Source organism: Sporosarcina contaminans (assembly GCF_042679045.1).
Classification (GTDB): Bacteria; Bacillota; Bacilli; order Bacillales_A; family Planococcaceae; genus Sporosarcina; species Sporosarcina contaminans.
Genome location: NZ_JBHTLT010000135.1, coordinates 1 through 20,867 on the forward strand (window position 1 = coordinate 1; position 20,867 = coordinate 20,867).

The window sequence follows — 20,867 nt, forward strand, 5'->3', positions numbered from 1 at the left end:
TGCGAGGTTTATTTGCCATACCTAAAAAACATGGATATCAGAAACTAATACAATTAAATTTCCAATTCACTCGATTTTGGTCCTTGACTTATTACCACTGGGCTTAATGTCGTTTGTCTAGTATACGCAAGCGCTTTATGATGGAATAGTACTCATGCTATGTTTTGTAAAACGGAAAGATTAATTGTTCGGGAGAAGTTGTCTCCCTTTATTATGAGCAGGTGTTGATGAGAGGAGGGGTTCGGTTGTTTTTAAAAAGGATTACAGTATTAGAAAATGAAGTGGAAAGGATAGATTATCCCTTTTCAATTCCATCAATTCGTTCATTGAAACAGTTGGATTTGACAAGCAATGTAACATTTTTTGTCGGGGAGAATGGCTCTGGAAAGTCAACTTTGCTTGAAGGAATTGCTGATCGATGTGATTTCAATACTGCTGGTGGCGGAAGGCAAAATACATATGATGTCTATGCGGCTGAAAGTGCATTAGGGAAATATTTAAGACTATCCTGGATGCCGAAAGTAACGAATGGATTCTTTTTGAGGGCGGAATCATTTTATCAGTTTGCTACACATATTGATGAAATTGGAGCTTCATTGCATAACTATGGCGGTAAGTCGCTCCACCAACAATTACACGGTGAATCATTTATTTCATTGTTCCAAAATCGTTTTAAAGGGAAAGGAATTTATCTTTTGGATGAACCGGAAGCAGCATTATCACCAGCGAGACAGTTGGCTTTCATGCGCATACTGCATGATTTGGTGAATGAAAAGGAATGTCAATTTATCATCGCGACACATTCACCAATTTTATTAGGATACAATGGTGCAAAGATTTATAGTTTTGATAACGGAGAAATTACCGAAATTGCCTATGAACAAACGGATCATTACCAAATTACGAAATACTTTTTGAACCATCGCGAGAAATTTTTGAAAGACTTGTTGGAAGAGTGATAAAATTGAATGTGTAAAAAGTATTTGGAGGTGGAAAGTATGGGAGAAATTTTGCACGCAATTCAAGATAAGTATCCGGACGATTTTGCATGGTGCTATGGATGCGGAAGATTAAATGGGGATGGCCATCATTTCAGAACAGGATGGGATGGTGACAAGACGATTACTTACTTTAAGCCGGGAGAAGAGCATAAGGCAATACCGGGGTTTGTCTACGGAGGGGTCATTGCATCGCTCATAGATTGCCATGGGACAGGATCGTGTGCTTTAGCGCTTCATCGCAAAAATGGCTACGAACCAAATGAAGACGAAGAGGTCCCTCGATTTGTAACTGCTTCATTGCATGTCGATTATTTAAGTCCGACGCCGATAGGAACTTTATTGAAAGCTGTCGGTACAGTAGAAGAAATCCATCCGAAAAAGTGGAAAGTGGCTGTTGAAGTTTTTGCGGATGAAAAGCTTTGCGCGACTGGACAAGTCATTGGAGTTGTGATGCCATCAACTTTTGCAACAAAAAAATAAGTTGTCTTCTAATAAGTTTGAATTATTGGTAACTTTACTTCTCAATTATTTGTATATAGAAATACAAGAGGTCGATCGAAAAGAAGCGACTTGGTAAATGGGTTATGGCTGTTCGTTTTTTTTCGATGATAGCTGGCCATTCTTGAAATAATTGGGAAGTTGGTATTGCGATGTGAGTTGCACTATCTTTGCATGGAGTGCAGCTCATCGGAAAGAAAAATGTGAAGGAGGAGCAAAATGGGTTATGTCCTTGGAATTGTTGCAATTGTCATGTGTGTACCGATAACGGCAATTATTACAGATTATAAGCGTAAAATAATGAAATTCAAAGCTGATATGGTAAGGGAGGAAATTGAATTAGAAAAACTAAAACAGCAAAACTTTATTATGGAAACTGAGAAGATGAAATTGGAGTTGGAACAAATGAAATTAGATTATCAATCAGGCAAAAATGAAGTGTACAAAGTATAAAGAATCGGGTGAAAATGTATGTCAAATGATGAGAAGCCATACTATAACGATTTGATAGGCGATATGCTAAAGCGCAATGATGAAACTCAAGGAATGCAACATTTAAAAGGTGCAGGGAAGCCTTTGCCGAAAGAATATTTTTCAGGCGATACTTTTCAGCATTTCCAGCGCATTGCCAAAGATGCGGGCTATAAGCCACATTGGTTAAAATTGCAGCATGAGATTCGCGATGAATTGACTTCCATATCGGAAATATTAGAAGTGGAACCGCATACAGATGTAGAAAGTCGTATACAAAAACTAAACGAAAAAATCAGAGAGCATAATAAACATTGTCCCCCTCCAATGTTGAAAGGAACCGTTTCCCGTGGGACAATTAATGTTGCAAAAGGATATTGGATGTAATATGAAGGGGAGGGTATCATGAAAAGAAATTGGATTGGTTCACTCATTTTCGTAATTGCCCTCCTTATAGCAGGTGGTTGTTCATCTTCCCATGCTGAAAATGATGTTCATTGGAAAGAGGAAAGTTTTGCAGAAAGGCAGCAAGTTATTGAACTTCCCCAATTTACGATATCGCCAATCGATGAAATGGTCGAGCGGATGACGACTGAAGAAAAGGTTGGACAGCTTGTTATCGCCGGCATTGAAGGAACATCGTTTTCAGCAGAGCTGGAAGTTTTAATAAAAGAACATTATGTTGGTGGTGTTATTCTTTTAGGTAGAAATATCTCAACTGTTGAAAGCATTGTTAACTTGCTCAATGAAAGTAAAAAAGCGAATGAATTGAATAAGGTGCCTTTATTTTTATCGGTTGATGAAGAAGGAGGGCGCGTTTCAAGATTACCGAATGGGGTTGGAAAGCTGCCAAGCGCCAGATCGATCGGGGCGCTCAATGATGCTCAAGCCAATTACGATGCAGGAATTTATTTATCTGAAGTTCTCCATGAATTTGGATACAATATGAATTTTGCTCCTGTATTGGACGTATTCAGCAATCCGAAAAACACGGTTATCGGTGACCGTTCTTACGGAAGTGATCCAGCAAAAGTGGCGAAATTGGGGATTTCTACGATGCACGGAATGATGGATGGCGACATGATACCTGTCGTCAAGCATTTCCCGGGGCATGGTGATACGATTGTTGATTCACATGATGCAATGCCAGTCGTGAAGAAGGAAATGGAAGAATTGAAAAGGATGGAACTATACCCTTTTCAACAGGCGATTGACGATGGAGCAGAAGCGGTAATGGTATCACATGTGCTTTACTCAGATCTTGATGATAAGCGCGTCGCTTCACTATCTGATCGGATTATGTCGGATCTGCTTCGCACTGAAATGGGGTTTGATGGCGTCATTATAACGGATGACCTGACAATGAGCGCCATTTCAAATGACTATGCAATTTCGGATGCTGCTGTGCAATCCTTTAAGGCGGGCAGTGATGTGTTGCTGATCGCAGGTGATTTTGAAGAGCAGCTATTATCGATTTCGAAATTATTAGGCGCTATTGAGAGTGGAGAAATCTCTGAGGCGCGATTGAATGAAAGTGTAGAACGAATATTATCGTTGAAATATAAATATATAAAAGATGAAGAAATGCAAACCGCATTTGATGTGAAGAAGGTTAACGAACTGTACGAAGAATTTATGAGGCATTATTGAATAGTTTATTGATTTACTACACTAAAAAAATATATTGTGTGTCTAAAATTTGAAACTTCCTATTGTTTCACACGTAAATAGTATACAAAGAAAAACGGAGGAGGTTTTCATATGGAAAATACCGGATTGAAAGTATTAGTGCATGCAAGTGCATTTTTCGCACCCTTTTTAGTTCCTTTCATTCTTTATCTTGTCGTCGATGATGCGGAAGTGAAAAGACTATCCATTCAAGCGCTATTGTTCCAATTAGTGATGGGTGTACTCATTTTCATCTCGATCATTCTAATCATTTTCTTAATTGGTATCCCAATGGTTATTATTTTTGGGCTCATGACCATCATTATTCCAATTATCGGGATTGTAAAATCATTGCAAGGGGAAACATACTATTATCCGATTGTTGGAAGATGGATTTGATTGTTGCATACGTAAAAAAAGCATGGGGTCTCCCCGTGCTTTTTCTATGGACTTTTTAGTTTACAAACATCCTTTTGGAGTAAATCTACCATTCTATAGTCATGTTCGCCTAAACTAATGTATACTATAGTATAAATAGTATTTCGAAATTTCGGGAAAGGGGAGGAAAATGAAGTTAAAGTTTAATCTTGTCACTCAAATTTTTATTGCATTTGTATTGGCTATTATTTTAGGTAGTATTTTTGGAAGTTCGATTGATTTTTTGAAGCCTTTCGGTGATCTGTTCCTTCGGCTCATCAAATTCATAATTGCTCCGCTCATTTTATCAAGCTTAGTTGTTGGTGTAGCGAGCAGTTCCGATCCGAAACAGTTAGGCAGGATCGGAGCAAAAACAATCGTATATTATTTAGTGACAACTGCAATTGCGATTATTATTGGCCTCATTGTAGCTTTTGCTTTTTCTCCAGGGAAAGGGGTAGATGTTTCATCGGAAGGATTAGTTGCACCGGAGGTAGTGACTCAGGAACAGCAAGGCGTGATCACAACATTGTTGAATATCGTTCCTGACAATCCTTTTACATCTCTTTCAACAGGGAATATTTTGCAGGTAATTTTCTTTGCGTTATTTATTGGCATCGGCATTACACTTGTAGGCGAAAAGGCGAAGCCTGTTTTACAGTTTTTTGAAGGCTTTGCAGAAGTGATGTACAAAATTACTGGAATTGTCATGAAGGCTGCACCAATTGGGATTTTAGGATTATTAGCTCCAGTCATCGGACAATATGGCCTGTCTGTTTTATTGCCACTTGTTAAAGTTATTGTTGCGGTGTATTTCGCTTGTATTTTGCATGCCGTAGTCGTTTATTCGACTGCTGTGAAGACGTTCGGTAAAATGAATCCGCTTACATTTTTTAAAGGGATTTCCCCGGCAGCCCTCGTTGCATTTAGTACAGCAAGCAGTGCAGGAACTTTGCCAGTTACCATAAAAAATACGAATGAAAATTTAGGTGTTCCAAACAGGATTTCAAGCTTTGTTTTGCCGCTTGGCGCAACGATCAATATGGATGGAACGGCAATTTATCAAGGGGTAGCTGTCATCTTTATCGCCCAGTTTTATAATTTGGAGTTATCCTTCATGCAGTTATTGACAGTTGTTTTAATAACGGTATTAGCTTCAATTGGTACTGCGGGCGTTCCTGGAGCAGGGATGATTATGCTTGCGATGGTTTTAAGCTCAGTGAATATGCCGTTAGAAGGAATTGCTTTAATTGCGGGAATAGATAGAGTGTTAGATATGATGAGGACAACAGTAAATATTGTAGGAGATGCTTCAGCTGCTGTAGTAGTAGCGGGTACCGAAAAGGAAAGTGCACAACATTCCACATAAGTAAGGACAGGATTCCGTTTACTGGATCCTGTCCCAGACTGTAGATAAAGTAGTCTTTCACTTTGTCTACGGTCTTTTTAAGTTTTTTAGTTATGAAATAGATGTTTGCCCAGCTTGCGATTGTAGACGCTTGCCAAGGAAGGCAATCTAAGAACGTACCTAAGAACAATACGTCCTGTGGCAACGGTTGCCTGCTGGCTCCAACACTGTATGCGAACGTTTGTCAACAAGCTGGATTCTGTCCTTTTAATTGCTTACTTTATCGTGACAATCTATTTATGACGTCATTTACAACATCCTGAACGGATGCCCCTTCAATGCTGACCACTGGAAAATCGAATTGATCCACATTGACATCGCTTAGTGCACGTACGACACCCATGTCATAACCGTTCACGTTTTCGTCACTTTCAAACATCGTCACTTCATGCCCTTTTTCTTCCAAAGCCTGCTTAACATCTGTAAATGGTTGTTCTACAGCTATTTTTGCCATTTGTGGAACCTCCTAATTTTTAATGATTCTATACCGTATGTTTCCCTCGTGAGAGTCTATTAAACATAGGAAGCATTCGTGAATATCGTGCTATACAATTTATTTAAAAACATTGATGAAGAAAAAAATCATACTGACATGGCATGCAAAATGTCCTATTGGTTTACATGGTAATGTCAGTATGTATTCTCTTTTATGTAAAACAAGCGTGTCATGTCATTTCCCTGTACGTAAGTTTGTAAATCCTGACACTGCATCAATCAGCATAACGATAATCGCTGCGATCCCTAAAATAGTGAATAACCATTCGACTCGTCCTAATAGGTCTTCCGGAGATTGCTGAAAAATTTCAGAGAAAAAATGCGCAATATGAGGCTGCAATAATTGCGGGTTCATTAACATGACGAAGATGAGAAAGGCCCAAGAGATGTTAATGAATAAATTTCCGATCGCTAATCTTGCTGTCCATTTCGGAGCGCTAACTCTATAAGATTCCAAGACGATTTCAAGGGTTACCAATAATAATGAAGCTGGGACAAGAAACATCCCAGATAGTTGATTGGCAAGCGCCATGTTGGTTGTCAGCCCTTTCCTTTCTTTGTACATAGTGTACCCATTCTAAAGGAGGCGCTAAACAGCTCTATAAAATTGGTGGAAATTTCCTACAAAATTTTAGTAAGATGATGTATACTGATTCTATTCAAAAAATTTCAATAAAAAGAGTGGGGATCTATTTGGCAACTACGAAAAAATCACAAAGCTTTAACAACCCAGTGTATCCAATCATGTTTGCGATTGGAGGATGTCATTTGCTGAATGATACATTGCAGGCGGTCATTCCAGCGATGTTTCCAGTATTGGAGAAGGAGAGGGGCCTCAGCTTTACACAATTAGGCTTTATATTTTTTTCTTTGAACATGGTTGCTTCCGTTTTACAACCAGTCGTTGGATATTTTAGTGACCGAAAGCCAATGCCTTATGCACTTCCAATCGGCATGACTTTTTCGCTTATTGGTATGGCAGGTTTGTCAATTGCGCCAAATTATTGGCTAATCCTATTAGCCGTCATAATTTTAGGGTTTGGATCTGCGGTTTTTCATCCAGAAGGGTCAAGGGTGTCCTTTTTAGCTGCAGGATCAAAAAGAGGATTATCCCAATCGATTTATCAAGTTGGAGGAAACTCTGGACAAGCATTGGCGCCATTAATAAGTGCATTTGTTTTAGTGCCATTAGGGCAAAAAGGAGCCGCAGTTTTCATCGTGGTAGCCGCTGTCGGGATAATCATTTTATCCAAAATATCAGCATGGTATAAACGACAGTTAGAGTTGGAGAAGGAAAATAATCGTAAAAAAGTATTATTATCATCAATCGGTGATTTGACTAAGAAACAAATTACAATTGCACTTATTTTATTGATGGTCATTATTTTTGCAAGGTCATTTTATGTAACGAATGTAACGAGCTTTTACATATTTCATTTAATGGATCATTATGGATTAAAAATTGAAACAGGACAGCTGTATATTTTTCTTTTTATGGCATTAGGCGCTGCGGGAACATTTTTTGGCGGACCGATGGCAGATAGGATTGGCAGGAAAAAAGTTATCGTTCTGTCATTGTTAGTACCGTTGCCTTTATGTTTATTGCTCCCGCACGTACCTTTATGGTCGGTAGGAGTGCTGCTTGCGGTAATCGGATTTTTCATCATGCTCAGTTTTTCGGTGACAGTTATCTATGCGCAGGAATTGGTACCAAGTAAAATTGGCACAATGGCGGGTTTGACAGTTGGGCTTGCTTTTGGGATGGGCGCAATCGGAGCAGTTGCGATCGGTGTATTAATGGATACAATCGGTATATACCCGACGATGGTTATCGCATCGTTCCTACCATTTATTGGTTTGGTTGGATTGGCTCTGCCTCGAGATCAAAAAATAACTGCTGATGCACCTTCATCTTAATTTTAAATCCGCGTCTATTGCTATGGTCGGCAACATCTATTCAATAACTATGAACTTAAAAAGACTGTAGTCAAAGTGATGAAACACTTTGTCAACAGTTTGTGAGGTGATTTCCTTTTAAGGGAAATCATCTTTTTTGTGGTTGAGCGAGCAAACTTGAGAGCGGAGCGGTACATTTTATCTCTTCGAAGGATGTTATGCGCTATAATAGCAACGTTTTGCGTTGGTGGTGGAGTTTATACAGGTTTGGAGCAATTTATGCGCATAGATTTGAGATTTATGCATTGTATGAGAGAAATATACCATACGATGGATTCAAACTAAATTTGTTCTTTACATACGATTCTTGGAGGCGTATACTCTATTAGTTACTTAGGTAAATAAAAAGAGGTGAGCATGATGAATCCTTTAATACATGAGCTGTTTCAAAAAAGCAGATTTTTAAGTAAGGAATTAAATATGTTTTTGAAAATACATAAGCTTTTTGCGTCGCAATGGTCCGTCATCTACTGTGTTGATTTGCACGGCGAAATGACATTGACGCAAATTTGGAAGTATTTAAATGTTGAAGCGCCTACAATTACCCGCACTGTGAATCGCTTGGAGGAACTATGTTGGCTACGTACGAAGGAAGGAAAAGACAGGCGTGAAAAAGTTGTGGAATTAACGGAATTTGGCCTTGAACAGTTGGAGGCGGTCAAGAAATCCGTCATTGAATTTGAACAGCTTTATTTGAACAATTTATCGGATGAAGAGCAAGTTGCGTTAATCCGTTTATTGAGAAAATTGGACGAAAGAAAGGAAAATCTATTTGAATCATAAAGAACCAATTTGGACGAAACCTTTTATTAGTTTATTTCTAACGAATTTGTCTGTGTTCACCGTGTTTTACGGATTGGTTTCTACCCTTCCACTATATGCAAAAGATGCATTAAGTCGGACTGATGAAGAGGCTGGCCTATTAATGAGCGTGTTTTTATTATCGGCGATTGTCGTCCGACCATTTACAGGTAAATTGTTGGACTTGGCAGGCAAGCGCAAAATGCTTTGGATCGGTCTGTTTTTCTATTTGATTTGCACAATTTGCTATTATTTCATTACGCCATTTGGAGGATTGTTAGTGCTGCGGTTCATCCAAGGGGTATGGTTTAGTATTGTAACGACGGCAGCCGGTTCGATTGCAGCTGATCTTGTACCGGTCACACGGCGTGGAGCTGGATTAGGATACTTTGTCATGTCCACCAATTTAGCGGTCGTTGTCGGGCCGTTCGTCTCGTTATTCATCATCCAATCGTTTTCTTTTGACGTTTTATTCATCGTAATGAGTGTATTAATGTTACTTGGTGCAGCAGTTGCGCTTCTTATCCCGAGAATTGAAATAGAAAATGCACCTGCAGTTTCCAAACGCTTCACTTTCAATGATCTTTTCGAGAAGAAAGCATTGCGCGTAGCTTTTTTGGGAAGCATGATTGCATTTTCATATGCAAGTATCCTGTCTTATTTATCGATTTATGCACAGGAAAAAGGGTTGTTGACGCTGGCGAATTATTTCTTTTTAGTGTTCGCGGCTGTCATGCTTTTAACACGCCCATTTACAGGTAAAATATTTGATGAAAAGGGTCCCGCCTATATATTAATACCGGGCTTTATTTTATTCCTATGTGGGATGCTCATTTTATCCGTTATGGATTCAGGATTTGTTTTCTTATTGGCTGGAGCATTTGTTGGCCTTGGGTACGGGGCTTTAGTGCCGAGTTTGCAGACACTATCTATACAATCGACGTCAGTGGAGAGAAGCGGTTATGCAACAGCAACATTTTTTACGCTTTTTGATACAGGAATGGCAATTGGTTCTTATGTGTTAGGGATGGTTGCAATTTCCTTTGGTTATCAGAATGTTTACTTGCTTTCTGCATTGATCGTAGTCTTCGTCATTGCGTTATACTTATTCTCTCTAAAAAAATCATCCCGTTCTGCTTAAGGAAAGTGCAAAGAACAGCAGAACAAGAAGTGAAAAGAGATGTGGAAAATGTATCCTCATCTCTTTTCTATGCAAATTAGAGCTATTGATGCACCGAATGGATAGGTTTCTGCTTCGTTGATTGACTTTCTGCATGCTTTAAAGCAAATTTTCATTTATAGGTTGATAGTAGTCGCTCATGCATGCTTTGTTTATTGGAAAGTTATTCATTTTCATAGAGCCTTTTTAAAGCAGATTTGAATGATAGTTTAAGATTCGTTTCCGGTCGTATTTCTTTCGTTATTTGTTCGGCTTCATCCACACTGGTTGCTTTTTGGAGCTCTAATAAAGTTGCCGTAGCGACTGTGCCTGCTCGTCCTCTTCCAGTATTGCAATGAAAATAAATGTTTTTTCCTTCGTTATATGCCTTTACTACTTTATTGACAGCTTCTTTAATAGACTCATCCTGCTGTTCAGCGTCATCCAATAATGGCTGATGAACGCTTTTTTCACTTGCGAGGGGACCATTTACTTCCGCGCGCAAATCATAAATGACATCGATTTTTTCTTCTTTCAGAAGCTGGTCTATTGCATCGATGCCGCCAAAGAAGATTCGTTCTGGAATTAATGCTTTATATGCAGACAATTTTTTCTCCTCCTTTTTTCTTTCTGCAGGAATGTGGTAAACATGAAAACTATGTAGTTCAAGGCAATTCAATTGACCTCCATAAACTGCCCCTCCGTCAATTCCTATAATGTTATTGTTTCCGAAGAAGACCGTGAAATTATCTTCCTTATGTAGATAGTTTGTCGGTGTATGGCCAAAGATAACAGTCTTTTTTCCGCTATAGCCATTATGAAATTTTTCTCGAATCCAAATAAGTTCATGGGGATCGGTTTCTTCAATCGTTTTTTCAGGATTCAAGCCTGCATGTACGAAGATTATATCATCTTGTTCTATAATGCAATCAAGTGATTGGATGAACTGTAAATGTTCGTTTAACGGTTCTGATTGAAATATTGGTTTTTGGAATGGCTGATCATCGGGAAATTCAATCGTGTCTTCGATGACGCCATAACTTTTCAGTGTTTCAGCACCGCCGTTTCGCATCCAATGTTTCCAAGGTTTTTCTTCATCCGAAGTAAGCGCTTTGATCATCATATCTTCGTGATTGCCTTTTAAAACGAGTGCCCCTAACTGTTTAAGCTCCATGACCATTTCAAGCACCTTGCGAGAATTTGGTCCACGGTCCACGTAATCACCTAATAGGATTAATTGATCTTCGTTAGGATCATACTTCGCTTTACGCAGTAATTGTTGAAACATTACAGGTTCTCCATGAATATCGCTAATAACTAAAGTTCTTTTCTTATCCATACTTTGAGGATCCTTTCTTGAAGCATGTCGTACTTTTACATTACAATAGTGGTACGGTGAAGTAAACAGACAGTTATGAAAAGTAGGTGAGCTTATGTGCGGTCGTTTTACTCTATTTGCGCCTTATGAAGAAATAATGTACCGTTTTGAAATTGCATCTGCATTTGAAGCAACAGACTACGTGCCGAGTTATAATATTGCACCTTCTCAACAAGTTGTTGCTGTAATTAATGACGGTCAAAAAAATAGGCTTGGTTATTTACGATGGGGCCTCATCCCGCCTTGGGCGAAAGATGAAAAAATAGGTTATAAAATGATCAATGCGAGAGCGGAGACGATTGCAGAAAAGCCTTCTTTTCGCAACGCATTTAAAAGGAAACGGTGCATTTTGCCAGCAGATTCATTTTATGAGTGGCAAAGAAGAGATGGGCAAAAAATCCCGATGCGGATTAAATTGAAAGATGATGGCATTTTTGGGATCGCAGGATTATATGAGAAGTATGTAGCCCCATCCGGTATGATCATCCATACGTGCACTGCCATTACGACGGAGCCGAATGAGTTAATGAGACCGATCCACGATCGAATGCCTGTAATATTGCACAAAGAAGATGAGGCGATGTGGCTGGATCCAAAAAATAATGATATTCATTCATTGCAAAGCTTGTTGAAGCCGTTTAACGAGGAACAGATGGAGGCTTATATCGTCTCATCTCAAGTGAACTCTCCAAAAAATAATGAAAAAGCACTAATTATGCCGATATGCTAAAATAGCTGCCAACCAAGTCAAAAAAGTACGAAACTTGGTAGGCAGCTTTTCATGTAAATGCTATCATTCGATCGAGAGGGCTGTTCGGTTCAATAATATGTTGCAAATCTTTAATTGGAATCGGGAAATATGGGAAACCTGATGCGTAAGGAGAGATTTCATATAGTTGAAAATAGATGACGAGCGACGTATCAGCAATATAAAAATCTTGGTCGCTTCGTATCGTTTTGAATGGCGGATCTAAAAGATCGATGTTCCAATCCGCAATTCGTTTCCTAATGATGTCGGAAATGATGGAAACATAATTACTGTTCGACTTAAAAAGGTCTTTTAGCGAATAAAGCTTTCCTGTTGTCGTATCAAACGTCAATGATTTAACGACCGTCATACCGTGGGCGCCGCCGGTATAAGAGTACGTGATTAAGTTTAAGCTTAAAATATTTCTTTCGTTATTTTTAATTTCGAAATTAGAAATGAGCTCCACAAGGTTTTCGTCATAGAAGTTTTGGTCGACTAACAATGTGTTCAGCGCAGAAATAATTTGATGGTTCAATTCCCGTTGAACTTTTGCGTCTGTCATCTGAATGATTGCTGGATAATATACAGTCACTCTCGATGATGTGTTCGGAAGCTTTTTTGGCACAATGACTAAAGGAAGGTCCAAATGATCAACATCCTTTCTCCTCTTCCTAAGTTTTATACTATATGTATGTTATAAGCGGAACTATGACATTTAAATCTGCTCCTTAGGTGAGTGGAAACGATTCATTTTCAATATCAAAAGCAATGGTGTGCGGCACTTCTATGAGTTTTCAAATAAATAAATTTTTCTCTTTACAATTAGATTGCAATCGTTTATTATGGAATAAAGTTTCCCTCGGGAAACATACTTTTTTACACTAAAAGTTTCCTTAGGGAAACAATTGATGCATAGATGTTTAGAAAAGTTGTACAACGGAAAGTTTTATAGCATACGATAGAAGAAAATATTTCTAGATTGGATGGTGCTTATTATGGCCTGTAATATAGATGTTCAAGACTTGTACGTTTCTTATGATGGTAAAACTGCATTGAAAAATATAAATTTCAAAGTCGAAAGTGGAAAATTAGTTGGGATTATCGGTCCAAATGGAGCGGGAAAGTCAACGATGATGAAGGCAGTCTTAGGTTTAATTCCTAAGGATCAAGGTGTTGTTACGTTTGGAGGGGAGTCGATAAAAGAAGTGCGCAAAAAGGTCGCTTACGTTCCGCAACGAGCGACAATTGATTGGGATTTTCCAATTACTGTTCAAAATACAGTTTTGTTAGGAACGTATCCGCAGCTTGGACTTTTCCATCGTCCTCGAAAAGCGGATAAGGAATGGGCACTCGAATGCTTGGAAAAAGTCGGAATGGAAGCACTTGCGAAGCGGCAAATAGGCGAACTTTCCGGCGGTCAGCAGCAACGTGTTTTTTTGGCAAGGGCGTTAGCTCAAAAAGCAGATATGTTTTTTTTAGATGAACCATTTGTTGGGATTGATGTGACGAGTGAGGCATTGATTATCGGTATATTAAAAGAGCTGAGGGATGAAGGGAAAACAGTGTTTGTCGTACATCATGATTTGACGAAAGTCGAAGATTATTTTGATGAACTCATTTTGATTAATAAAGAATTGATCGGGGCGGGACCAGTTAAAAATGTTATGAAGCCAGAAATTATGAAAGCGGCCTATCAGTCGCAATATCAATTATGGGATACATTGGGGGTGACGATGTGAGCGATTTTATTTCAGATATCGCAACATATGAATTTTTGCAAAAAGCGTTGTTCACTTCTGTTATGGTTGGCATAATTTGTGGAGTAATTGGCTGCTTTATCATTTTGCGTGGGATGGCGCTCATGGGAGATGCAATTTCACACGCAATTTTGCCGGGAATTGCCGTTTCTTATATGATGGGGATCAATTATTTTTATGGAGCTGTTTTTACAGGGTTATTGACATCGGTAGGAATTGGTTTTATTTCACAAAATAGCCGGGTGAAAAGTGATTCTTCGATTGGGATCGTGTTCAGTTCGTTTTTCGCTTTAGGAATCATATTAATGGCGAAAGCGAAATCCTCCATTGATTTGACGAGTATTCTATTCGGGAATGTGCTTTCCGTCAGGTCATCTGATATGTGGATGACGTTGACGATTGGGGCAATTGTGTTGCTAATAGTCATTATGTTTTACAAGGAATTATTAGTGACTACATTTGATCCGACATTAGCTGCCTCCTATGGTTTGCCAAACCGCTTCATTCATTACGTGCTCATGATTCTTTTGACACTTGTTACCGTTGCCTCACTGCAGACGGTCGGCGTTATATTAGTCGTAGCGATGCTTATTACACCGGCGTCCACTGCTTATTTACTGACGAACCGTTTGTCGATTATGATTGCATTATCAGCAATATTTGGCGCTTTTTCGGCGGTTGTCGGGCTATATTTCAGTTTTGCGCACAATCTATCTTCGGGAGCAGTTATCGTATTAGTGACAACGGTTCTATTCGTCATTGCGTTTATCTTTTCGCCTAAGCAAGGAATATTATGGCGTTCATTGCGAGTTAGAAAAAATAAAAATGTTGCATCATTATGATTTGAAAAATTGAAAAGGGAGTTTTGTTGTATGTTGCGTAAGTTGATGAAAATCGGGATATTAACCATTGTTGCTGCTATCGCTCTTTCTGCGTGCGGCAATCGTGAGAAAAGCAATAGTTCTAAGGAAAAGGATGATCGCATTCATGTCGTTGCTACCTTTTCCATTCTCTATGATATTTTAAAAGAGGTTGGAGGAGAGCGTGTTGACGTCCATAGCATGGTTCCAATCGGCACCGATCCACATGAGTATGAGCCGCTTCCTGAAGATATTAAGAAAGCGACTGATGCCGATGCGCTTTTTTATAATGGGCTCAATTTGGAAGGCGGAAAAGCAGGTTGGTTTTTCAAGTTGGTCGACACAGTTCATAAAGATGAAAATGCTGTCTTCGAATTAATGGAAGGTGTAGAACCGAAGTATATTACGACGAATGAAGGTAGAGATGAAGCGATTAACCCCCATGCGTTTTTAGATCCGCTTGTTGGCGTCAAAATGGTGGAGAATGCAAGAGATGCGCTCATAAAAATTGATCCAGATGGTAAAGAAACTTATGAGCAAAATGCTAAGGCGCTATTGGATGAATTACATGAGATTGATGAGCTTTACAAAACAAAAATTGGTGAAATACCTGAAGAGCATCGCATTTTAGTAACGAGTGAACGAGCCTACCAATATATGGCGGATAGATATGGATTATTGGAAGGGTATATTTGGGATATCGATACGGAAGAAATCGGTACGCCGCATCAAATTAAAAACTTAGTGAATTTCATTAAAGAACATGATGTGCCCGCATTATTCGTAGAAACGAATGTTGACAAACGGCCAATGGAAACGGTCTCTAAGGAAACGAAAGTCAAGATTGCAGCCGAGCTCTATTCGGATGAATTAGGCAAGTCAGGTAGCGAAGGAGATACGTATCCGAAATTTTTGAGATATAATATTGAAAAAATTTATGAAGGATTGACGGAATAAGATTTGTCACTTTTGTGATTGATCCATATAAATCCTACAAAGCAGGACGTCGGCGGAAACCGGCGTCCTGTTCATTTTTTGCAATAGTTAGAGTGATTTATGCGCAATGAGCAGACGCTTATATGTGGTTTTCTTACGTTCTATAAGTGCGTAAACCCACATGGAGCCTCTGCGGGCATGAGTCCCAAGCCAGGAAACCCAGCCAATTGGGTTGGCTTGTTCCAACAAGGCTATCATGCCCGCTACTCCAAGTAAAGTTGTGCTTAGTGTGTTTCATGCGAATCCATACCCAATTTTGTCTTCGTTTGATCAAGTTTCTTCAAAAGGATCAACGTTGATTGGAGTATAAGTCGGCGACTCCGGCGGGAATAGCAAATGTTTTTCTGCGAGTAAAAGCGAAGCGTTAGGAGCATGAGCCTTGAGACACTACAGAGAGCGCAGCGGACGAGGAGGCTCAAGCCATGCTCGCGGAAGCTTCCGACTGAAACGGAAAACTACTTGGCGGGATAATGCGATAGTAGTTTTATGAATGGTTTTCACTAAAAACAGGCAAAAGGGAAAGTACTCAAGATTAAGGACTTGACTTTGCTAAAACGGTTTATGCGGCTTTTCTTAGGAATTATGAGATTAAAATACTGTTAATGTGCATGGAGGGGCATACAGAGAGTTAATTGGCAAAAATACGAATGCAAATTCGCATCATTGTCTTGTAGAATAGAAGTAAGTAATAAAAGGAAAGGGATGGGGCATGTGAAGCTTTTTCATACGGCGGACTGGCATTTAGGAAAAATTGTGTTGGGCGTCTATATGACGGATGGACAGCGGCATGTATTAGAGCAATTTATGGACGCAATTGAACAGGAAAAACCCGATGCGGTCATTATTGCTGGAGATTTGTTTGACCGTGCTGTGCCTCCGACAGAGGCGGTTGCGTTATTGGATGAAGTGCTGTGGAAAATTGTTAACGAACTAAAAACGCCTGTCATCGCAGTCGCAGGCAATCATGACAGTCCAAGTCGTTTGCAATTTGGCAGCAGACTTATGCAGACTAATGGTTTCTACATAGTTGGTCAGCTATCAAAAGAGTTGGAGCCTGTCATATTGGAAGACGAACATGGCGAAGTCCATTTTCATTTAATTCCGTATGCGGATCCTTCTGTCGTCCGATATGTTATGAGAGATGACAGCATTGCAGACCATCATCATGCAATGAAAAAAATCATTGAAGAGATTGAAAGAACAAAGGATCGTCACGCACGTCACGTATTTGTTGGACATGCATTTGTTACGACAAATGGCGAAGAAAAAGAAAACACGAGCGACTCGGAACGGCCTTTATCGATCGGAGGAGCGGAATATGTATCTGCGCAGCTATTTGAAGGTTTCCATTACACAGCTTTAGGGCATTTGCATCAAGCGCATTATGTTGGAAATGAAACGATTCGCTATGCAGGTTCTCCGATGAAATATTCGATCTCAGAAGAACGGCATCAGAAAGGTTTTTATATTGTTGATATCGATAAAGAGGGGCAGGTTGCAGTGGAGAAAAGAACGTTAACGCCATTGCATGATATGCGCTCAGTCATCGGAACAATCGATGAAATTCTTTCGCATTCGATTAATGAGGATTATGTATTTATAAAACTATTGGATGATACGCCAATTTTGAATCCTATGGAAAAAGTGAAATCCGTCTATCCGAATGCGATGCATATTGAGCGAGCCTTGCCAGTAGTAGCTACGACTGAGAATCGGAAAGTGTATAGCCAAGAAAAACCGGATGAAATGACACTCTTTCGCATGTTTTATAACCAAATGAAAGAAATGGAACCGGATGATGAAACGGACAAGCTATTTGCAGAAGTGCTCCATGAAGTAATGAGGGGGGAAGAGTAGTCATGAAACCGATCCAATTGACGATGACCGCATTTGGTCCGTATAAGAATACTGAAGTGATCCGTTTCGATGAGCTAAAAGGGCATCGGTTGTTCGTCGTATCTGGGCCGACAGGAGCGGGAAAGACGACGATTTTTGATGGTATTTGCTTTGCGCTTTATGGACAGGCGAGCGGAGAGGACCGGACAGAAATCAGAGCAATGCGAAGCGATTTTGCTGATGATTCAGTACAAACGTCAGTGGAACTGTTATTTGAATTGCATGGGCGGAAATTTAGGATCATGCGTCAAATTCCATATACGAAAGCCGGAAATAAGACAGAGACATTGGCAAGATGCGAACTTTTTGAGCTGACAGACAACGGAGAAGTGCCTGCAGTTGATCGGCAAATTGTAACGGAAATCAACAAGAAAATTGAAACGTTAGTCGGTTTCACACAATCACAGTTCAGTCAAATCGTCATGTTACCTCAAGGTGAATTTCGCAAGTTTTTAACATCTGATACAGAAAACAAAGAAACGATTATGCGGAAAATCTTTAAAACCGAGCCTTATCAACAAATTGTTGAGCGACTAAAAACGAAGAAGGATGAGGCTCAACAACGATTAATTAAAGCAAACCATGCAATTGAGGGGTTCATACAACAAATTCATACGGCTGTTCCTGAAAGAGACTCTACAATTTTTTCAGTGCTGGCCAATGAGCATTATAATTCACGGCAAGTGATGGAAGGATTAAAAGAAGAAATCTTATTTTATGATAAGAAAAGTTCGAGCGACAAGGAACGTTATGAAGAAACTTATAAGCAGCATGAAGCATTATTTGCTAAGCTTCATACTGCGAAAATGATCAATGAGCAATTTGATCAGCTGCACAATCGAGAAAAGGTTTTGCAGGATATGACGAATCAGTTGCCTGAAGTGAAGAAAAGCGAAATGCGATTTGAGGAAGCAGAGCGGGCTTCATACATACAAGAGATTGAGCAGCAGTCCATTCGCGCGGCGGAAGAATCCGATCTAAAATTGAAAGAATATGCAGTTGCCAAAAAGGAAGAGGAACAAGCAGCAATCTCCTTATCCTCTTTTGAAAAGCGGTATCAGGAGGAAGAAGGGAAAAGCGCTGAGAGGAATGAGCTTTCTGAACAGTTACTTAGATTGCGTGATCATTTGCCGGCTGTGCGCAGTTTGGAAGAGAAGAAAAAATTGCTATTGCAAATTAAAGCAAAAGGAAAATCGATTGCGACAGAAGTAGAGTTAACAGAAAAAATGGTCGGAGAAGAAAAAAATAAGCAAAGTCGATTAGAAGAACTAATTGATCGTCTGGAAAATGATTTGCTGTCTTTTGATGAAATCGTCGAGAAATCCAATATAGTACGTGAACAGTGTAAGACGATGGATGCGATTCATCTACTCAGTCAAAAAGCGGAGCACTTAAAAGCAGCAGCTGATGAGAAAAATGCTCATTATGAAGCGATTAAAAAAGAATCGGACCAATTGCATAGTGCATGGATGGAAGATGTAGCAGCACGAATTGCAGAAACATTACATGATGGGGATGCGTGTCCCGTTTGCGGCAGTGAACATCATCCGATGAAGGCACATGAAATTAGCGAACGAGCAGTTTCTCAACAGCAATTGGAAGAAATAAAACAACGATTAGTAACAGCGGAGCATAATTTACGAGAAGCTTCGGTCGCACTTGAAAGTTGTCAGTCACAGCTCTTAGAAAAAAAGAATGAAGCACAAGCACTTGATATACGAGCGGACAGGGAATCATTGCATTTACAAAGGGAAAGCTTGGAAAAGGAAATTGCAGCTTTGCGAGAGAAACGTGAAATGTTATCCAATAAAAGAAAAGAGCGCAAACGAATTCAAGATACGCTTGATGGCCTCGTGGAAAAATTAGATAAGCTACAGAAAATGTTAAATGAAGAAAGAACATATTATAAAACGGAATATGCACTTTTCAATCAATCAATGGATTCCATTCCGGAAGAGATGCGAAACTTAATGGCATTGGAAGAAAAAATTTTACAGGTAGAGAAGCGGAAAGTCGAGCTTGAAAATGCATGGACTGCCATACAGAAAGATTGTGAAAAGGCGAGAGAAAGATTTTCCGTTGCGCAATCAACTCTTTCATTCACCAAAAAAGCATTTGAAGAAAGTGTAGAGAAGAAGCGGATTGCCGAGGAACGTTTTTTGGCAGCTTTAGATGAACATAATTTCCCGACTACAGCTGATTATCATCGTGCGAAACTACCTTTCGAAGAACGACAAAATTTAAAGGAGCTTGTCCGAAATCATTACCAACAAATGCATACAGTGTCAGAAAGTATAAAGGAACTGCAGAAGCAATTGGATGGCAAGGAAAAAATCGACTTAACGGAATTGTCATTGACTGTTACTCATATGAAAGAACGGTATGAAGCAGCCCTTTCAGAATGGAAACGGTCGATCGATTGTACAAATGCGCTTTCTTCCTTGCTTGAAAAGATTGAACAAGCAGCAAAAGATATCGGTGATCAGGAACGGATTGTCGGAAAAATTGCCGACCTTTTCGATGTTGTAAGAGGACAAAATCGTATGAAACTATCGTTTGAACGCTTTATTCAAATTGATTATTTAGAACGGATCATCCAATCGGCAAATGAACGGCTGAAGCATTTGTCGAACGGTCAATATGAATTTGTTAGAAGCGGACGCCAAGAGATGCGCGGCCGGCAAAGTGGTTTGAGCATCGATGTCTATGATGCTTATACAGGGCAAAACCGAGATGTGAAAACATTGTCAGGCGGCGAAAAATTCAATGCATCTCTCTGTTTAGCCTTAGGAATGGCGGATGTTATTCAAAGCTTCCAGGGCTCAGTTTCGATCGATACAATGTTTATCGATGAAGGTTTCGGAACGTTAGACGAAGAGTCACTGCGTAAGGCGATCGATGCCTTAATCGAATTGCAAAAGACGGGGAGATTAATAGGAATCATCTCTCATGTTGAAGAACTAAAGGCATCCTTGCCTGCTATTTTGCAAGTAGAAAAATCAAGGGAAGGGCATAGTACGACTCGATTTATTATCAAATAATAATGACTGGCATATCGATAGATTAGAATGCAGGCAAAAGGTTTGGAAATCGATTTGATCTTCAAACCTTTTGTTTTTCGATTAGCTATTTAATAAAAATGGGCTGTAGTTTGCCATAGTAAGAGCGTGTCCATCCGAAGCGGAAATGTTTTATTGGGAATAATATTTCCAGTGTAATAGAAACCGAAGTACCTAAAGTTTGTCTACAGTCTTAGCGATTATTTCGCCAGCAAATTTCTATGAAATAAATTTAATGCTAAATAATTTTGTAGAAACAATTGCATTTTTGGATAATAATACGTAATATGAAAAACAAT

General features: G+C 39.4%; 20 protein-coding genes and 1 pseudogene. 16 read left to right on the top strand and 5 right to left on the bottom strand.

The features are described from left to right. The first annotated feature begins 245 nt into the window (after positions 1-245). The 7 genes from ACFQ38_RS18675 to ACFQ38_RS18705 all read left to right on the top strand — a co-directional run bounded on the left by ACFQ38_RS18675 (position 246) and on the right by ACFQ38_RS18705 (position 5,424). Positions 246-959: an AAA family ATPase gene (locus ACFQ38_RS18675; protein ID WP_381482791.1), complete on the top strand. Its 714-nt coding sequence runs from the start codon at positions 246-248 to the stop codon at positions 957-959. Between the two features lie 39 nt (positions 960-998). After that, the gene (locus ACFQ38_RS18680; RefSeq protein ID WP_336825595.1) at positions 999-1,481 is read left to right on the top strand and encodes a PaaI family thioesterase; all 483 of its coding nucleotides are present in this window, start codon (positions 999-1,001) and stop codon (positions 1,479-1,481) included. Positions 1,482-1,718: 237 nt separating this feature from the next. Continuing rightward, positions 1,719-1,952, top strand: coding sequence for a hypothetical protein (locus ACFQ38_RS18685; protein ID WP_336825593.1), 234 nt, complete (start codon positions 1,719-1,721; stop codon positions 1,950-1,952). Between the two features lie 18 nt (positions 1,953-1,970). Next, entirely contained in the window at positions 1,971-2,357 is a 387-nt protein-coding gene (locus tag ACFQ38_RS18690) for a DnaJ family domain-containing protein (RefSeq protein ID WP_336825591.1), read from the top strand. 18 nt (positions 2,358-2,375) lie between these two features. Next, positions 2,376-3,620, top strand: a complete 1,245-nt coding sequence (gene nagZ / locus ACFQ38_RS18695; protein WP_381482795.1) for a beta-N-acetylhexosaminidase — start codon at positions 2,376-2,378, stop codon at positions 3,618-3,620. A 111-nt stretch (positions 3,621-3,731) separates the two neighbouring features. After that, positions 3,732-4,037 (top strand): DUF4870 domain-containing protein, encoded by a 306-nt coding sequence (locus ACFQ38_RS18700; protein WP_336825587.1) that lies wholly within the window; start codon positions 3,732-3,734, stop codon positions 4,035-4,037. A 169-nt stretch (positions 4,038-4,206) separates the two neighbouring features. Continuing rightward, positions 4,207-5,424 (top strand): dicarboxylate/amino acid:cation symporter, encoded by a 1,218-nt coding sequence (locus tag ACFQ38_RS18705; RefSeq protein WP_381482797.1) that lies wholly within the window; start codon positions 4,207-4,209, stop codon positions 5,422-5,424. 259 nt (positions 5,425-5,683) lie between these two features. On the opposite strand, the gene ACFQ38_RS18710 is transcribed toward ACFQ38_RS18705, so the two are convergent. Together ACFQ38_RS18710 and ACFQ38_RS18715 are read right to left on the bottom strand one after the other, a co-directional pair. Continuing rightward, entirely contained in the window at positions 5,684-5,917 is a 234-nt protein-coding gene (locus ACFQ38_RS18710; protein WP_336825656.1) for a YkuS family protein, read from the bottom strand. Positions 5,918-6,133: 216 nt separating this feature from the next. Next, positions 6,134-6,523, bottom strand: coding sequence for a hypothetical protein (locus ACFQ38_RS18715; RefSeq protein WP_381482800.1), 390 nt, complete (start codon positions 6,521-6,523; stop codon positions 6,134-6,136). A gap of 128 nt (positions 6,524-6,651) precedes the next feature. On the opposite strand from ACFQ38_RS18715, the gene ACFQ38_RS18720 reads away from it, so the two are divergent. The 3 genes from ACFQ38_RS18720 to ACFQ38_RS18730 all read left to right on the top strand — a co-directional run bounded on the left by ACFQ38_RS18720 (position 6,652) and on the right by ACFQ38_RS18730 (position 9,856). Further along, positions 6,652-7,875 (top strand): MFS transporter, encoded by a 1,224-nt coding sequence (locus tag ACFQ38_RS18720; RefSeq protein WP_336825660.1) that lies wholly within the window; start codon positions 6,652-6,654, stop codon positions 7,873-7,875. 399 nt (positions 7,876-8,274) lie between these two features. Further along, positions 8,275-8,697: a MarR family winged helix-turn-helix transcriptional regulator gene (locus tag ACFQ38_RS18725; RefSeq protein ID WP_381482803.1), complete on the top strand. Its 423-nt coding sequence runs from the start codon at positions 8,275-8,277 to the stop codon at positions 8,695-8,697. Further along, positions 8,687-9,856: an MFS transporter gene (locus tag ACFQ38_RS18730; RefSeq protein ID WP_381482805.1), complete on the top strand. Its 1,170-nt coding sequence runs from the start codon at positions 8,687-8,689 to the stop codon at positions 9,854-9,856. The genes ACFQ38_RS18725 and ACFQ38_RS18730 overlap by 11 nt, the downstream gene beginning before the upstream one ends. A 202-nt stretch (positions 9,857-10,058) precedes the next feature. Here the strand turns inward: ACFQ38_RS18730 and ACFQ38_RS18735 are convergent, their stop codons facing one another. Next, positions 10,059-10,481, bottom strand: a complete 423-nt coding sequence (locus ACFQ38_RS18735; RefSeq protein WP_336825321.1) for a protein-tyrosine phosphatase family protein — start codon at positions 10,479-10,481, stop codon at positions 10,059-10,061. A gap of 36 nt (positions 10,482-10,517) precedes the next feature. Continuing rightward, positions 10,518-11,213 (bottom strand): annotated as a pseudogene (locus ACFQ38_RS18740) (metallophosphoesterase family protein); the annotation flags it as partial. Between the two features lie 94 nt (positions 11,214-11,307). Here ACFQ38_RS18740 and ACFQ38_RS18745 point away from each other — a divergent pair. Continuing rightward, positions 11,308-11,982, top strand: a complete 675-nt coding sequence (locus ACFQ38_RS18745) for an SOS response-associated peptidase (RefSeq protein ID WP_381482807.1) — start codon at positions 11,308-11,310, stop codon at positions 11,980-11,982. Positions 11,983-12,031: 49 nt separating this feature from the next. On the opposite strand, the gene ACFQ38_RS18750 is transcribed toward ACFQ38_RS18745, so the two are convergent. Further along, positions 12,032-12,646: a DUF3298 and DUF4163 domain-containing protein gene (locus ACFQ38_RS18750; protein ID WP_381482809.1), complete on the bottom strand. Its 615-nt coding sequence runs from the start codon at positions 12,644-12,646 to the stop codon at positions 12,032-12,034. 349 nt (positions 12,647-12,995) lie between these two features. Here ACFQ38_RS18750 and ACFQ38_RS18755 point away from each other — a divergent pair, with 349 nt between their 5' ends. The 5 genes from ACFQ38_RS18755 (at position 12,996) to ACFQ38_RS18775 (ending at position 20,550) form a co-directional block, all read left to right on the top strand. Then, positions 12,996-13,739 (top strand): metal ABC transporter ATP-binding protein, encoded by a 744-nt coding sequence (locus ACFQ38_RS18755; RefSeq protein WP_381482811.1) that lies wholly within the window; start codon positions 12,996-12,998, stop codon positions 13,737-13,739. Then, the gene (locus tag ACFQ38_RS18760) at positions 13,736-14,599 is read left to right on the top strand and encodes a metal ABC transporter permease (RefSeq protein WP_336825310.1); all 864 of its coding nucleotides are present in this window, start codon (positions 13,736-13,738) and stop codon (positions 14,597-14,599) included. The genes ACFQ38_RS18755 and ACFQ38_RS18760 overlap by 4 nt, the downstream gene beginning before the upstream one ends. Positions 14,600-14,629: 30 nt before the next feature. After that, on the top strand, positions 14,630-15,574 hold the full coding sequence (locus ACFQ38_RS18765; protein WP_336825312.1) for a metal ABC transporter solute-binding protein, Zn/Mn family: 945 nt from the start codon (positions 14,630-14,632) through the stop codon (positions 15,572-15,574). Positions 15,575-16,324: 750 nt separating this feature from the next. Next, complete coding sequence (locus ACFQ38_RS18770) at positions 16,325-17,470, top strand: exonuclease SbcCD subunit D (protein ID WP_336825314.1); 1,146 nt, start codon at positions 16,325-16,327, stop codon at positions 17,468-17,470. 2 nt (positions 17,471-17,472) lie between these two features. Continuing rightward, positions 17,473-20,550 carry an AAA family ATPase gene (locus ACFQ38_RS18775; protein WP_381482815.1) on the top strand — a complete coding sequence of 1,026 codons (3,078 nt, stop codon included), beginning with the start codon at positions 17,473-17,475 and terminating at the stop codon, positions 20,548-20,550. Positions 20,551-20,867 lie beyond the last annotated feature (317 nt).

What these genes read in the sequence shown, in the direction of transcription:
- ACFQ38_RS18745 (WP_381482807.1), top strand. Translation starts at nt 11,308, where the DNA reads ATGTGCGGTCGTTTTACTCTATTTGCGCCTTATGAAGAAATAATGTAC.
- ACFQ38_RS18765 (WP_336825312.1), top strand. Translation starts at nt 14,630, where the DNA reads ATGTTGCGTAAGTTGATGAAAATCGGGATATTAACCATTGTTGCTGCT.
- ACFQ38_RS18710 (WP_336825656.1), bottom strand. Translation starts at nt 5,917, where the DNA reads ATGGCAAAAATAGCTGTAGAACAACCATTTACAGATGTTAAGCAGGCT.
- ACFQ38_RS18725 (WP_381482803.1), top strand. Translation starts at nt 8,275, where the DNA reads ATGAATCCTTTAATACATGAGCTGTTTCAAAAAAGCAGATTTTTAAGT.
- ACFQ38_RS18680 (WP_336825595.1), top strand. Translation starts at nt 999, where the DNA reads ATGGGAGAAATTTTGCACGCAATTCAAGATAAGTATCCGGACGATTTT.
- ACFQ38_RS18775 (WP_381482815.1), top strand. Translation starts at nt 17,473, where the DNA reads ATGAAACCGATCCAATTGACGATGACCGCATTTGGTCCGTATAAGAAT.
- ACFQ38_RS18705 (WP_381482797.1), top strand. Translation starts at nt 4,207, where the DNA reads ATGAAGTTAAAGTTTAATCTTGTCACTCAAATTTTTATTGCATTTGTA.
- ACFQ38_RS18715 (WP_381482800.1), bottom strand. Translation starts at nt 6,523, where the DNA reads ATGTACAAAGAAAGGAAAGGGCTGACAACCAACATGGCGCTTGCCAAT.
- ACFQ38_RS18690 (WP_336825591.1), top strand. Translation starts at nt 1,971, where the DNA reads ATGTCAAATGATGAGAAGCCATACTATAACGATTTGATAGGCGATATG.
- nagZ (WP_381482795.1), top strand. Translation starts at nt 2,376, where the DNA reads ATGAAAAGAAATTGGATTGGTTCACTCATTTTCGTAATTGCCCTCCTT.
- ACFQ38_RS18755 (WP_381482811.1), top strand. Translation starts at nt 12,996, where the DNA reads ATGGCCTGTAATATAGATGTTCAAGACTTGTACGTTTCTTATGATGGT.
- ACFQ38_RS18700 (WP_336825587.1), top strand. Translation starts at nt 3,732, where the DNA reads ATGGAAAATACCGGATTGAAAGTATTAGTGCATGCAAGTGCATTTTTC.
- ACFQ38_RS18685 (WP_336825593.1), top strand. Translation starts at nt 1,719, where the DNA reads ATGGGTTATGTCCTTGGAATTGTTGCAATTGTCATGTGTGTACCGATA.